Raw genomic sequence first — 12,530 nt, forward strand, 5'->3', positions numbered from 1 at the left:
GCTCGGCGGTACCGACGGTTGCTAGCACGATGCAGTTCATCCTATTTATCAGTACGTTTCCGGTAACCCTCAGGTGAGAGACAGGGCATCGAGCACCGCCGACGGGGTCCAGTAGAGGTGGCCGTCGACGACAGTGGGGCTCTCGGAACGCTCGACAAGTGCCTGCAATTCCGAGGAGGATAGTCGTACCCGCTGGTTGCCGTTTCCAGGCCCGAGAAACCGTCTTGCCGCGGCAGGCGAGGGTTCCACTTCAGTCCCCACACGGAACATTCCGGCCGGGTAGGCGTCCCAGTGTACGAGAAATTCGCCATCGTCGGGGACGATAGTCGCCACCGTTGGAAGGACAGAATCGGGCTGGACGACGTCCACGTTCCCGTTCCCGACGAGGACACACTGTTCCCCGCTGTCGACCTCCTCGCGGGCGATTTCGAGGGCGCCCCGCAGGGGAAATCCCATGGACAACAGGCGGGCGATGAGACGGCCGATGGAGAGCGAGGGGTCGTCTGGAACGGTTCCGACGGTGCCGAGACCGCCAATGGCTCCGTTTTCGACCAACCACAGTGCCTCCTCGAAGGAGTGGTCCGCTTCGAGGAGGACGATCCCCACGTCGACAGTCTCGAGCGTCGAGAGTGTAAGCGTTCCATCGGCTGTCACGATCTCTCCCGGAGCCGTCTGGCCGATGAAATGCACGACGTCGTAGCCGGCGGCCAAGATCGACCGAAGCTGGCCAGTTTCGGTCTCGGCAAACGTCTCCATCTCGATCTGGAGTGCCTCGCGGACGTCGTACGCAGCTTCGAGGTCGGGACTGTCCACCGCCGTCGGTCTGGTGGAGACGACGGCGACCTCGAGGGAGCCGGTCGAATCGGTCCGTTCGAGGTCGTATTCGAACGATTCGAGCGTCCCATTGGTTGCACCGACGGGGACGTGGTCACCGAGCCAGACGTGTTCGACGGAATCGTCGAAGAACTCCGGACGAATCATGAGACGTTCCCGGTCGCCCGCGCTGACGTATCGTCGCGACCGTTCGTCCGGGACACCGAGCGATGATCGGGCTTCGCGACCGTCGATCCGCGTCCCGCGTGGATTCCTGATGATACCGAGTTCGTTCACGACGTAGGGAAGAAACGCCGCCCCTTCGGTCGTCGGGGGGACGTACGCCGTCATCGCCCAGCGCGGTCCGACGTCCGCGACCTCCTCGGCAGGGACCGCGAGATAGGCTTCGAGACGTTCGCGCATCGGGCGGTCGTAGAGGGTGGACGGGTCGCTCTCGAGCAGTGGTTCGACCACGTCGCCTTCGAGCACCGACTGTCCGTACGGGCCCGCCGATCGGACCACCGCGTCGAAGAGGAGAACCTGGCGAAGGACCCGCGTTATCGCGTCCTCGAGCCACCGTTCGTCGTCCAGTGGATACTCGAATCCCTCGGTCGTGCGGATGCGGGGGGTCGGACCCGGTTCGACCCTCGAACCGAGGTAGAACGCGAGCGAGGCCGTCGGGTAGATCATCCGTCGCGTCCGGGGGACCTCGATCGTAATACCCGAATCCGGCATCGAGAGGCCATCCGGGATGGCGAGAGCGTCGCCCGTCTCGATCAGCGGCGGATGGCCACGGAGCGTCGGGAAGGAGACGTCCGGCGTCGTCGATTTCAGCGCCGAGCCGAACGCCGAGATGGCCGTCATCACGTCCTCGGGGTCATCGCCGACCGTGATGGTACCCGCCGGTCGTTCGTGGTACGACCGGGCACCCACCGAGACCGTCGTCCGGTCGACGAGGTCGACGTCGATGAAGTCGATACCGACCTCGATGCTGAACGGCCCCTCGACGGCGAGGTAGAGTTTGATGGGGCCACTGATCTCGATATGGTGAGTGCCGGGCCCGAACGACCCCGTCTGGTGGGCCTGGATGGGTTCGGTGGCGGCCGCCCCGTCCGGCCAGACCACCACGTGATCACCCTGGTCCAACCGGAGCGATCGCGACGTGAACGTGGAGACCGTATCGACGGGAAACGGCAGGGCATCCGTCGGTTGCTCGACGAGGTCGGGGACGTCGTCGGTCTCGATGGGTACCCGGCGCCCCTGGATGGGGTCGAGAATGGCCAGTCCAGGGAGAGAGGGCCTGACGTCGAAATACAAAGCGACCCTGGACATGTCTGTTATCTGGTGTCGTTAGAGGGAATGGCGTATACCATTGCCGGATTTGGTCAATGGGACGATGGGAGTCATACTGAGGGTGGGGCACTCCCCAATAATTACCACCGGTGCTGTCTGCGAGAGCAGGGTGGTCGTGGAGGTTTCGCTCGACCGGTGGTCGGCCCCCCACGAGAGAGCACAAAAGAGATGCCGGCCGAGTTCCTGGGGACGCGCATGCAACGAAGGCAGTTCCTCGCAGTCACCGGGGCCGGGGCCCTGGCCACGCTCGCGGGATGTTCCAGTGCGCTCGGGTCGGTTGGTGCACCTGTCGTCCCGACGGATCGACTGGAGGAGGGCGGGTGGACACTACAGGACGAATCCGAGGAGATGGTCTTCGAGGAGAGCTACGGCCCGGTCACCATCGAGGCGAAATCGCACTCGCTGGTTTACAGCGACGATGAGTTACGGGAAGCGATCAAAGAGAAGACGCTCGGTCGGGTCGACGGAGCGATGGCGATGTTCGCGGCGACACGCGTCGACTTCAGCCCGAACCTCGCGGACCTCCCCGGAAGCGTCGCGACCGACCGGATCGTCGACCGGAGTGAGACCGCCGCCCGCTCGCAGTTCGCCACGCAGATGGAGAAGGCGGGGCTGGAGAACGTCGGGCAGGTCGACACCGGATCGCTGGCCGTGGACACCGGAGCGGACGCACGCCTGACGACGTTCGAGGCCGAGTTCCCCTTCGATGGGGTCTCCGTCCCGGTGACCGACGACCGGTCGATCTCCCTCACCGGGTCGCCGATCGACGTCGAGGGCGACCTGGCCGTCTGGTCACACGAGGGGTCCGTCCTCGTCGCCGGCGGTGCCTATCCCGCCTCGAACGTGACCGAGACGGTGACCGAAGAGCTCTCCGCTGCCATCACCGTCACCGTCGACGTCGACCTCGGCCTGAAACCGGATCGCTATCGCCAGGAGATCCGGTCGCTCGTGAGGGCCGTGAAATGACGACCTGGACGGATCTCTTCGAGCGGGCGGCGGCCCACGACGTGACGATCGACGAGATTCGATCGGCACACGACCGACGCCGAGGTGATCGGTCGTGAAGCCGGACCCAGCGAGTGTCGTCGCGGACGCCGACGTCCTCGCTGCCGATCTCTTCGTCGACGGTCGGGCGCGTGCAGCCATGGATCTCGTCCGGTCCCACGACTGGATGACCCTCGTGGCGAGCGAGGCACTGCTCGACGACGCAGAATCAGTGATCGCCGAACTCGGTGACGAGCACCTCGCGACCGACTGGCGCGAGCGTGTCGAAGCCGAAGCGTCGATCGTCGATCATCCCGCGGAGGATCATCCGGCCCTGGCGGCCGCCCTCGCCGGATCCGCCGGCCACCTGCTCACACTCGACGAATCGCTCGCCTCGCCCGGAACGAATGCGGCGCTGTCTGCGAGAGTGCAGACGAGTGTGCGCCTCCCCGACGCCTTCGTCAGCATGTTCGATGCAGCGTCGCTGTACGAGGCGGTGAAGGGCGGCAGCTATCCCGGCCCCGACCGCGACCCGCGAGGGTAGTTTTCACTCGTCGACCAGCCAATCGGCGAGTTTCGAGAGCGCCCGCGCCCGGTGCGAGAAGGCATTCTTCTCCTCGGTACGCATCTCCGCAAAGGTCGTGCCGTCGAACTCGAAGATGGGGTCGTAGCCGAATCCGCCCTCGCCGCGTGGGGCGACGAGCGTGCCCTGAACGCGCCCCTCGAAGGTCTCGACGCCGTCCTCGTCGGCGTACGCGACGATACAGCGGAAGGCGGCGCGGCGGTCCTCGAGGTCGCTGGCGAGATCCCAGACCCGTTCGACCCCGAGCGTGTGCTCGACGTAGGCCGCGTAGGGGCCGGGGAACCCGTCGAACTCTCGGATGAAGAGGCCCGTATCGTCGACGATGACGGGGGCCTCACCCTCCAGGGCGTCGAACGATTCGCGCGCGCCGCGTGCGGCGATGGCCGCCAGATCGTCGCTCTGGATCTCCAGATAATCGTAGTCGAACTGCTCGACGTCCGTCACGCCCGCCAGGTGCGACCGTGCCTCCTCGAGTTTGCCCTCGTTGGTCGTCGCGAAGTTGAGCATACCGGAAACTCCGCCCCGCGAAGAAAAGAGGCGTCGGTTCCCGCTTAGTCGTCGACGACGACCTCGACCGGTCCGTCGTCGCGTGCCGCCTCGGCCTCGGACTGGCGCTCGCGCCAGAGCAGGACACCGGCGACGGCCACGACGATCCAGGATCGCCAGTTCGCGAGATTCAGCGTATAGCCAACCCCGAAGGGCTTCTCGACGAGCATCTCCTCGCCCGGCTGCCAGTAAGCCTCGAGGAGGCGTTTCATGCTCGGTCGTTCGAAGTTGTACGGAACCCCGAAAAGTTCGCCCGACGTGGGTTTGTCAACCATGTTTCATTCTACGCTCGCACCGGATAAAATCGTTTGGGCAGGACGCCGGCCCCGTATTCCCGGCCGTTCAAATACGATGACGGTTCCAGTACGGGCCATGACGTAGCGCATGGCCCGGAGCGAACCAGGCGGGAGTGTGGTCACCCGCTCCGGACCGAGAAAACGGACCGACCGGCACCGTCCCCCCACCCGACCACCTGTTCGCTTATTGATACCGCCCGCGTCCCTCGATGGCCCGGAGCCGATCGAGTACCACTTCGTCCCCGGACGCCGCGTACGCCGACTCGACTGTCTCGACGAGCGCCTCGGGGTCGTTCGCCGTCCCCCGGAGACTCTGCTCGAAGACGTGCAAGTCCATCGCGTAGTCCTCGACGTCCCGCGAGTAGTAGCCGAGGCCGAAATCGATGAGGTACGTGCGTGGCCCGTCCACGCGGATGTTCCGCGTCGTCGGATCGCCGTGGACAATCCCCGCGTCGTGGAGCGTGGTGAGGTGTTCGCCGACGGCCTGGACGCGGGATTCGGCGAGCGCGTCGCGGAGGTCCCGCTCCCCGACGTACTCGAAGACGATGGTGTGCTCCGTGAGGTCCACGTCGTGGATGACCGGTGTCGGCACCCCCACTCGTCGTGCGTCGTGCGTGAGCCGCGCCTCCTCGACGGTCCGCTCGCGACGGAGGCGCTCGTCGAGCGACGGGTGACGGTAGGTCTTCTGCCGACGACGTTTCGTGACCGTTCGGTCGTCGACGGTCACGACCGCTTCGGCGCCCCTGATCGCTCCAACCGGATCCCCCCTCACGTCGACCGACTCACCCGACCGCCAGGTGACCGGCACCTGGTCGGGGCGGAAGTCCGCGTCGATGCCCGAGTCGGCGACGTCGATGGTGTCGCCAGCGGCGGCCATCTTCGCGCCGAGGACCGCGATCATCCCCGCGTTGTCGCGGAGGAACCGTGATTCGGGGACGAAGACGTCCGCGCCGCGCTGGGCGGCCATCTCGCGGAGCATCTCCTGGAGGCGTTCGTTCTGGGCGACGCCACCACCCACCACGAGTTCGTCGCGCCCGGTGAGCGAGAGGGCGCGTTCGGCGACCTCCGTGAGCATCGCGAACATCGTCTCCTGGAGACCGCGGCTCACGTCCTCGACTGGGACGCCGTCGTCGGAGGCCTGCTTGGCGGCACTCATGATCCCCGAGAAGGAGAAGTCCATCCCCTTGACGACGTAGGGGAGATCCAGGTACTCGCCCGACCTCGCCGCATCCTCGACCTTCGGGCCGCCGGGATGCGTCCAGCCGACGTGGCGGGTGAACTTGTCGATGGCGTTGCCCGCGCCGGTGTCCATCGTCTCCCCGAGCACCCGGTACCGGCCGTTGCGATACCCGAGCACGTGGGCGTTCGCGCCGCTCACGTTCAGGCAGACCGGCGACTCGAACCCGGAGCGGTGGCGCCCGATCTCGAGGTGGGCGACCATGTGGTTGACGCCCACCAGTGGGACGTCGAGGGTCTGGGACAGGGCACGAGCGGCAGTGCCGACGACGCGCAGACAGGGACCGAGACCGGGGCCACGGGAGAAGGCGACGACGTCGATGGGACCGTCGGCGGTCGAGAGGGCGCGATCGACGACCGACGGGATGGCCTCGCGCATGTGTTCGGCGGCTTCGCGCGGGTGAATACCGCCGCTATCGGGCTGGTACGCGTCGGTCTCGATAGTGACGTCGTCGGTCTCGTCGTCGAAGACCGCGGCGCTCGCGGCCCACGCGGTGCCCTCGATACCGAGAACGCGCACGCCTTACTTCCACTCGGTGTAACCACAGCGACCGCAGTGCATGCGGTCGTCATGGTCTGCGAGGAACGCGTCCTCACAGCGGGGACAGCGCTCCTTCGTGGCCTCGCCGTCCTCGTAGTAGTCGCCGCGCACCATTATTCGGCGGCCTCCTCGCCCTCGCCGTCGGCCGCGATCTTGTTGCGCTCGAGCATGTACTCCTGCTCGACGTCCGCCGCGTCGGCAGCCGACTCGTAGACCTTCGCGTAGCCGACCGTCTTGCGCATGCCGAATTTGGTGTCGAGCTTGGCCACGACGACCTCCTCGGAGTCCTTGTCGAGTTTTGCGGCGAGACTGTCGCGGACGGAGAGTCTCGAGGGGCTGGCGTCCTCGTGGACGACCTCGAACGTGACGTCGGTCCGGTGGAGCATGGAGTTCGTCTCCTGCTCCAGAATGTCGATTTCCATGGTCAGTTAGTCGTGATAGGTGTCGAAATCAGTAAAAGGATTTCGAAGCGCGTACCGTCACGCCGGCGATTCGGCGTCGACGAGTTCCCAGAACCGCTCATCAGTCTCCAGCGACCCACAGAGTTCACGGACGGCCTCGCGACGCGGTTCGGTGACCCCCACCCGTACCATCCCCTCGCCAGGTTGCCCGTAGACGATGCTCGCATTAGCTGGTGCGAGGAGGACCGCGGGCAGCGTCGCCAGGTCCTCCTCTCCCGTCACGCGGAGCAGCGTGCGCTCCTCGGCATCGAGGGCCTCATCGAGTGCCAGGAGCAACGACTCCGTGAGCGTGCCGGGGGGGTTCTCGACGGAGACCGCCCTGTCGGCGTCGGGGATCCCACGGCGCACGTCTTCGCTGACCGGTTCCCGTTCGGTGATCCCGTCGATTATGGCGACGTGGGGCGTGACGCCGGCACCGACGATGTGATAGGTGACGACGTCGCCGACGGTGATCAGTGGGGTGCCGGCGTCCTCGAGGAGGGCATCGGCGTCCTGGAAGATAGGGCCCAGCGGCTCCTTGAACGCCGCTCTCGCCGACTCGGGGAGGCTCGCGACGGTGCGGACCACGGATCGATTACCGGACCTTGAGCGCGTACTCGCCGGGTTCGCTGACCTCCATCTTCGTCGCGATCTCGCTTTGCTCGGGGTGGGTGATCACGACGTACCCGGCCCAGTCCTCGGTGAGCGTCGTCGACCCGCAGTACGGACAGGCGTTCTCGTCGGGGTCGACGATGTGGTGACACTCGCGACAGGCAAGCCGGTTCGACGCCATCTACTCGCCCTCCGCCGCCTGCTCTTCCTTGCGGTCCTCGCGGAGCCAGCCGTGCTTGCCGAGGCCTGGCTGTTTGGCGGTGAGTCCGATCTTCGACTCCCGCGGGTTGCGTTCGTCGATGCTCTTCGTGACGATGCGGGCGCGGACGGCGTCGCCGACGCCCAGGGTGCGATTCGACTCGCGGGATGCGAGTTGCTGGTTCTCCTCGTCGAAGGCGAGGTACTCATCGGAGATCTGGGAGACGTGGAGGAGGCCGTCGACGGGGCCGATCCCGACGAAGGCGCCGAAACTGACGACCTCGACGATCTCGCCGTCCACGACTTCTTGCATCTCCGGGTCGAAGGTGACCGCGTCGAACTCGGCCTCGTAGTAGACGCCGGGCCGGTTCGGGATGACGGCTCCCTCGCCGATATCGTGTACCTCGGTGACGGTCACGACGCTGCCGACGTCCTCGTCCATGCGACCCTCGAGTTTGTCCTGGAGGAGTCGCTTGACGAGGTCCGGCGTCACCTCGGCGAGGTGTCGCGGCGGAACCTCCACCGTATCCTTGAGCCTGACTCGTTTGTACATCTATGGGTTAGTGCGGGTTAGTTTATTCCGGCCCCGTAAATGTATTACCGGTACGCCCGCGTCGAGCAGGCGCGACCGGAGTGGGGCGTCGTTCGTGACGACGGCGTCGACCGCGCCGGTCGTGGCGAGGTCGTACAGGGCGTCGTCGGCGTACGGTTCGGCCGTCTCGGCGGTGTCACAGCGGGACGCCAGGTCCGCGCCGACGCTGGCCGCGCGGCCCTCGGTGCCGCCGTTCTCGGCCAGTTTCGCCAACTCGTCCCGGACCACGTCGGGAACCACGCAGTCGTAGGCCCCGAGCAGCCGGTCGAGTTCGTCGAAGACGCGGACGCCGGATTCGACCGGCATCATGAGTGCGTTGGCGTCCATGGCGACCCTCATCCACGCAGCGTCCCGATACCGATGAGACGCCAGCGGGCGCCGACGCGGCGGTTAATCGCGATCTGGACGCCCTCCGCGGCACAGACCGGTCGCTTGAGCGAAACCTCTGCCTCGCCCTCGCGGGCGCTGGTCACGGCCCCGACCGTGGTGGCCGTGCCGACCGTGAGCATGAGCGGTTCGCCGGTCGATATCTCCTCGACGTCCTCGTCCTCGTCGGCGCCGACGAGACGGTCCAGGAGGTCGACGCCCATGGTGAACTCCTCCCAGACCGGCGGGAGTGCCTCGGGGTCGCCGGCGACCTGCCCGGCGAGCGCGTCACCTTTCGCGAGGCTCGGATCCAGGCCGGTCCCCACGCCCAGTAGGCCGCCGGGCGTGACCGAGTCGACCATCTCTCCACCCGCCTGCAGCGAGCGGACCGTCGTGGAGACGGGTTCCCATTCGGTCTCGTTGCCCGCTTCGATCTCCCGACCGGGGCGGATCTCGATCTCCTCGTCGGTCTCCAGGACGCCCTGGACGAGACTGCCGCCGAGGACGCCGCCCTGCAGATCACCCCAGGTTGTGCCGGGACGATTGATGTCGAAACTGCGGGCCACGTACATCTCCGCTGGCGCGTCCGGATCCCGTTCGGGCGTCGGGATCTGCTCTTGGAGCGCCTGGATGACCAGGTCGACGTTGATCTCCTGTTCGGCGCTGATCGGGACGATCGGCGCCCCCTCGGCGACGGTGCCGGCCACGAACTCCTCGATCTGTTCGGCGTTGTTGCGGGCCGTCTCGCCGTCCACGAGGTCGATCTTGTTCTGGGCGATGACGATGTTCTCGATGCCGATGCTGTCGAGGGCCATCAGGTGCTCTTCGGTCTGTGGCTGGGGCACCTGCTCGGTCGCGCTCACGACCAGGACCGCCCCGTCCATCAGTGCGGCACCGGAGAGCATCGTCGCCATCAACGTCTCGTGGCCGGGGGCGTCGACGAACGAGACCGTCCGGAGCACCTCGGTCTCCACGTCGTGTTCCGGACACGTCTCCTCGACCGTGTAGGCCTCGGGTTCATCGCACTCGGGACACTTGCGGAGCGTCGCGTCGGCGTAGCCGAGGCGGATGGAGATACCGCGTTTCATCTCCTCGGAGTGTTGATCGGTCCATTCGCCGGAGAGCGCGCGGACGAGGGTCGTCTTCCCGTGGTCCACGTGCCCGACGAGGCCGATGTTCACCTCCGGTTGTCGGTGTTCGTCTACCATAGTAGCAATATATTCGATGGAATTTCGCGTCGAACGACTGATAAACCTGCTGTTACGCGCCCGCCAGATGGGGGTGTCGACCCCGTCCGGGAGGCGAGGGTTTACATATCAACCCCGGACCAGCTCGGCCCGTCACATGACGACCACCGTCTCACCGGGTCGCCAGCCGACCCACGCCGACGACACCAACGTCCTCGGCGCACGCGCAGTCGCACAGTTCGTCGATGCCATCGTCTCGCTCCTCGTCTTCTCCCTGGTCGGAGGCGGGGCCGCGGTCCTCCTCGGTGGGGTGGCTACGACGCGGCACAGCCTGTTCGCCACGTTCATGGCCGTCGGCCCGACGGCGATACTCGTCGGAACCCTCGCGGCCGGTGCCGTCCCCGTCCTGCTGGAGTGGGCCTGGAACGGCGAGACGGTCGGCAAGCGCCTCGTCGGCATCAAGGTGGTATCACGCGATGGGGGTCGCCTGGGTCTCTGGGCCGCCTTCAGTCGGAACCTCTTCGCCGGGGTCGACGCCGCGTTCTTCTACCTCGTCGGGATCGTTGCGATAGCCCTCTCGTCGGACCACCAGCGCGTCGGTGACCGGGTCGCGGGTACCGTAGTGGTCAGGACCTGAGCCGGTGAAACTGCCCCACTTCCCAACGGTTACCAGGGTCGAGAATGTATCACACGGTATGGAAATCAACGTCGGATCGACCGATCGGTCTGTCCGTATCGTCCTCGGCGCACTCCTCGCCGTGCTCGGCCTGGCAGGCATCCTCGGCCTGTGGGCGGCAAACGTCGTCGTCGCGGCCGTCCTGACCCTGGTCGGTGTCGTCTTCGTGGGGACCGGCCTCACACGGCGATGTCTGCTCTACAAGCCCTTCGGCATCGATACGAGCTAACCGAACGTGGCGGTGATCGATCCGGCACCATCGACGCTTTGGGCGAGCGCGACGTAGCCCCGGCCGTGCGCGAATACGGCTTCGAGTTGCGCCTCTGTGCCAACCTCGAACGGGCGGGGCTCCCCGGCGATACCGACGTCGCAGCCGGTGGTGTGCTCGGCCGACAACTCGGCACCAGCGTCCACGCCGCCGGCGGCCGCATCGTCGACGTGGTGTACGTCGAACCGGGCCCGGCCTTCGAGGAGCGCGTCGCGCTCACCCCCGAGACCATCCCCGACGCGGCCATCGAGGCCGACGTCGGTGTCGGCCGGTTCGTCCGCGAGACGCGAGCCATCGACGGGCAACCGGAACGGGCACACCGCCTGGCCGAGCGCGCCGCCGAGGTGGGCTTTTTCGAACGCACCAGGCGAGACGGCCACCCGGTGGTCCGCCAGGTCGCGCGGTATCCCGCGTGGTACGGTCGAATCGTCGGGATCGAGAACAAACCGGACCTGGGAACGCCGGGCGACCTCGAAGAACAGTTGCGGACGGACGTGAGCCTTGGCGTCCTCGACGCCGCGATCCTCGCGACCGAGTCGTACGTCACGCGGGCGCACCTCAACCGGATCCCCGATGCGGTCGGGGTCTGGCGGGTGCATCCGGACACTACCATCGAGGTCGTCAGGGAACCGACGCCACTCGATCCGACGCGACCGGGGATCGAACCCCTCGACTGGCACTCGAACCGGACCGACGTCCGTGTCGTCTCACCCGCCGCGATCGAGCGACAGCGCCGCCGCGTCGCCGAACGGGCCTACGGCAAGGGCTGGCGGACCTACTCGATGCCGGCGTGCGAGCGATGTACGCCGGAACGGACGGCGGACCCCTCGCTGCCCTACTGTGAGTTCCACGACCGTATCGTCAACCCGAGCGAGACGTGCACGAGCGACTGTCCGGGGAAGATCCCTGCCGATCCACCGGCCGTCGACCTCGTCGCGGAGCGGGCGCGGCGGACCACCTGGGAGCCCGCGCCGACGCCGAAGACGCGCCGACAGTCGGGCCTCGACCGCTTCTCGTAACCTACAGCAAAAACGTCTCGCCGTCGACCGCCAGTTCGTCGGCGAACGCCTCCGCGGCGTCGTAGTGGTGTGAGACGTGGACCAGCCGGGTGCGATCGGCATCGAGTTCGGCGGCGAGGGCGAGTGCGCCCTCGCGGGTCATGTGCTTGGTGCCGAAGGTACGCGGGACGCCCTCGTCGTCGTAGTCGGTGCCACCGATGGGGTGGTATTCACACGCCGTCGCGGGAAGGATTGCGTCCGCGAGCAGGAGGTCGGGGTCCGCAAGTCTGTCCCTCGACTCGTCGGGGATCGCGTAGGTCGTATCGCCGGTGATCGAGAGTCTCGTGTCCCCGTCCTCGATTACCAGCCCATAGCAGACCAGCGGTGGGTGGTCGACGGGGACGAGCGTGACGTCGAACCCCGCCGCCTGGAACGTCTCGAAAGGAGACTCCGGACGGACCGTCACCCGGTCGAGGTAGTGGTATTTGCGGGCGACCGTCTCCGCCACCGATTCGCCGGTCTGGGGGTCCGTCTCGTCGGCGGCGTGGACGTCGAGGTCGTCGACGAGTCGGTAGACGTTGCCGAGGCCGTCGAGGTGGTCGAAGTGGATGTGCGTGATGACCGCGGCGTCCGGCAGGTCCACGTCGTGGGTGAGAAACTGTGCGCGGAAGTCGGGGCTGGCGTCGACGAGCAGCGATTCGCCGGTGCGTTCGTTGACGACGTGGACGGAGAATCGGGTCCGCTCGACGCCGGACTCCCGTGCCCGCTCGCAGGTGGCACAGCCACACCCGGGGGTCGGCGTCCCGGTGGTGTCCCCGGTACCGAGCAGCGTGACCCGCAT

At 66.8% G+C, this 12,530-nt stretch carries 17 protein-coding genes; 5 read left to right on the forward strand and 12 right to left on the reverse strand.

The window, feature by feature from the left end; genetic code table 11:
• Positions 1-69: 69 nt before the first annotated feature.
• Positions 70-2,145, reverse strand: a complete 2,076-nt coding sequence (locus HSRCO_RS13040) for a hypothetical protein (protein WP_259518077.1) — start codon at positions 2,143-2,145, stop codon at positions 70-72.
• 216 nt (positions 2,146-2,361) lie between these two features.
• Here HSRCO_RS13040 and HSRCO_RS13045 point away from each other — a divergent pair, with 216 nt between their 5' ends.
• Together HSRCO_RS13045 and HSRCO_RS13050 are read left to right on the forward strand one after the other, a co-directional pair.
• Positions 2,362-3,132 (forward strand): DUF6517 family protein, encoded by a 771-nt coding sequence (locus tag HSRCO_RS13045; protein ID WP_259518078.1) that lies wholly within the window; start codon positions 2,362-2,364, stop codon positions 3,130-3,132.
• Between the two features lie 94 nt (positions 3,133-3,226).
• A complete protein-coding gene (locus HSRCO_RS13050) occupies positions 3,227-3,694 on the forward strand; it encodes a hypothetical protein (RefSeq protein WP_259518079.1) in 468 nt (155 codons plus the stop codon).
• 3 nt (positions 3,695-3,697) lie between these two features.
• On the opposite strand, the gene rdgB is transcribed toward HSRCO_RS13050, so the two are convergent.
• From rdgB to HSRCO_RS13100, 10 genes are all read right to left on the reverse strand, one after another.
• Positions 3,698-4,240 carry an RdgB/HAM1 family non-canonical purine NTP pyrophosphatase gene (gene rdgB / locus HSRCO_RS13055; protein ID WP_259518080.1) on the reverse strand — a complete coding sequence of 181 codons (543 nt, stop codon included), beginning with the start codon at positions 4,238-4,240 and terminating at the stop codon, positions 3,698-3,700.
• Between the two features lie 44 nt (positions 4,241-4,284).
• Entirely contained in the window at positions 4,285-4,554 is a 270-nt protein-coding gene (locus HSRCO_RS13060) for a DUF5808 domain-containing protein (protein WP_259518081.1), read from the reverse strand.
• A 205-nt stretch (positions 4,555-4,759) separates the two neighbouring features.
• The gene (locus HSRCO_RS13065) at positions 4,760-6,331 is read right to left on the reverse strand and encodes a bifunctional N(6)-L-threonylcarbamoyladenine synthase/serine/threonine protein kinase (protein ID WP_259518082.1); all 1,572 of its coding nucleotides are present in this window, start codon (positions 6,329-6,331) and stop codon (positions 4,760-4,762) included.
• A gap of 3 nt (positions 6,332-6,334) precedes the next feature.
• The gene (locus HSRCO_RS13070; protein ID WP_259518083.1) at positions 6,335-6,466 is read right to left on the reverse strand and encodes a 30S ribosomal protein S27ae; all 132 of its coding nucleotides are present in this window, start codon (positions 6,464-6,466) and stop codon (positions 6,335-6,337) included.
• Positions 6,466-6,774 (reverse strand): 30S ribosomal protein S24e, encoded by a 309-nt coding sequence (locus HSRCO_RS13075; protein WP_259518084.1) that lies wholly within the window; start codon positions 6,772-6,774, stop codon positions 6,466-6,468. The genes HSRCO_RS13070 and HSRCO_RS13075 overlap by 1 nt, the downstream gene beginning before the upstream one ends.
• 57 nt (positions 6,775-6,831) lie before the next feature.
• Positions 6,832-7,380: a GTP-dependent dephospho-CoA kinase family protein gene (locus tag HSRCO_RS13080; protein WP_259518085.1), complete on the reverse strand. Its 549-nt coding sequence runs from the start codon at positions 7,378-7,380 to the stop codon at positions 6,832-6,834.
• Between the two features lie 7 nt (positions 7,381-7,387).
• Complete coding sequence (gene spt4 / locus HSRCO_RS13085; protein WP_259518086.1) at positions 7,388-7,585, reverse strand: transcription elongation factor subunit Spt4; 198 nt, start codon at positions 7,583-7,585, stop codon at positions 7,388-7,390.
• Positions 7,586-8,155: a DNA-directed RNA polymerase gene (locus HSRCO_RS13090; protein WP_259518087.1), complete on the reverse strand. Its 570-nt coding sequence runs from the start codon at positions 8,153-8,155 to the stop codon at positions 7,586-7,588. It lies immediately after the preceding gene.
• Complete coding sequence (locus tag HSRCO_RS13095; RefSeq protein ID WP_259518088.1) at positions 8,156-8,521, reverse strand: PIN domain-containing protein; 366 nt, start codon at positions 8,519-8,521, stop codon at positions 8,156-8,158. It lies immediately after the preceding gene.
• An 8-nt stretch (positions 8,522-8,529) separates the two neighbouring features.
• Entirely contained in the window at positions 8,530-9,768 is a 1,239-nt protein-coding gene (locus HSRCO_RS13100; RefSeq protein ID WP_259518089.1) for a translation initiation factor IF-2 subunit gamma, read from the reverse strand.
• Between the two features lie 136 nt (positions 9,769-9,904).
• Here HSRCO_RS13100 and HSRCO_RS13105 point away from each other — a divergent pair, with 136 nt between their 5' ends.
• The 3 genes from HSRCO_RS13105 to HSRCO_RS13115 all read left to right on the forward strand — a co-directional run bounded on the left by HSRCO_RS13105 (position 9,905) and on the right by HSRCO_RS13115 (position 11,710).
• Positions 9,905-10,384, forward strand: a complete 480-nt coding sequence (locus HSRCO_RS13105; RefSeq protein WP_259518090.1) for an RDD family protein — start codon at positions 9,905-9,907, stop codon at positions 10,382-10,384.
• Positions 10,385-10,442: 58 nt separating this feature from the next.
• A complete protein-coding gene (locus HSRCO_RS13110) occupies positions 10,443-10,652 on the forward strand; it encodes a DUF2892 domain-containing protein (protein WP_259518091.1) in 210 nt (69 codons plus the stop codon).
• Between the two features lie 65 nt (positions 10,653-10,717).
• Positions 10,718-11,710, forward strand: coding sequence for a DUF5787 family protein (locus tag HSRCO_RS13115; protein ID WP_259519806.1), 993 nt, complete (start codon positions 10,718-10,720; stop codon positions 11,708-11,710).
• 1 nt (position 11,711) lies between these two features.
• On the opposite strand, the gene HSRCO_RS13120 is transcribed toward HSRCO_RS13115, so the two are convergent.
• Positions 11,712-12,530, reverse strand: a complete 819-nt coding sequence (locus HSRCO_RS13120; protein ID WP_259518092.1) for an MBL fold metallo-hydrolase — start codon at positions 12,528-12,530, stop codon at positions 11,712-11,714.

Source organism: Halanaeroarchaeum sp. HSR-CO, assembly GCF_024972755.1.
Classification (GTDB): Archaea; Halobacteriota; Halobacteria; order Halobacteriales; family Halobacteriaceae; genus Halanaeroarchaeum.

Coding starts and splice junctions, on each gene's coding strand:
- HSRCO_RS13040 (WP_259518077.1), bottom strand. CDS start 2,145: ATGTCCAGGGTCGCTTTGTATTTCGACGTCAGGCCCTCTCTCCCTGGA.
- HSRCO_RS13045 (WP_259518078.1), top strand. CDS start 2,362: ATGCAACGAAGGCAGTTCCTCGCAGTCACCGGGGCCGGGGCCCTGGCC.
- rdgB (WP_259518080.1), bottom strand. CDS start 4,240: ATGCTCAACTTCGCGACGACCAACGAGGGCAAACTCGAGGAGGCACGG.
- HSRCO_RS13060 (WP_259518081.1), bottom strand. CDS start 4,554: ATGGTTGACAAACCCACGTCGGGCGAACTTTTCGGGGTTCCGTACAAC.
- HSRCO_RS13070 (WP_259518083.1), bottom strand. CDS start 6,466: ATGGTGCGCGGCGACTACTACGAGGACGGCGAGGCCACGAAGGAGCGC.
- HSRCO_RS13075 (WP_259518084.1), bottom strand. CDS start 6,774: ATGGAAATCGACATTCTGGAGCAGGAGACGAACTCCATGCTCCACCGG.
- spt4 (WP_259518086.1), bottom strand. CDS start 7,585: ATGGCGTCGAACCGGCTTGCCTGTCGCGAGTGTCACCACATCGTCGAC.
- HSRCO_RS13090 (WP_259518087.1), bottom strand. CDS start 8,155: ATGTACAAACGAGTCAGGCTCAAGGATACGGTGGAGGTTCCGCCGCGA.
- HSRCO_RS13095 (WP_259518088.1), bottom strand. CDS start 8,521: ATGGACGCCAACGCACTCATGATGCCGGTCGAATCCGGCGTCCGCGTC.
- HSRCO_RS13100 (WP_259518089.1), bottom strand. CDS start 9,768: ATGGTAGACGAACACCGACAACCGGAGGTGAACATCGGCCTCGTCGGG.
- HSRCO_RS13105 (WP_259518090.1), top strand. CDS start 9,905: ATGACGACCACCGTCTCACCGGGTCGCCAGCCGACCCACGCCGACGAC.
- HSRCO_RS13110 (WP_259518091.1), top strand. CDS start 10,443: ATGGAAATCAACGTCGGATCGACCGATCGGTCTGTCCGTATCGTCCTC.
- HSRCO_RS13120 (WP_259518092.1), bottom strand. CDS start 12,530: ATGCGGGTCACGCTGCTCGGTACCGGGGACACCACCGGGACGCCGACC.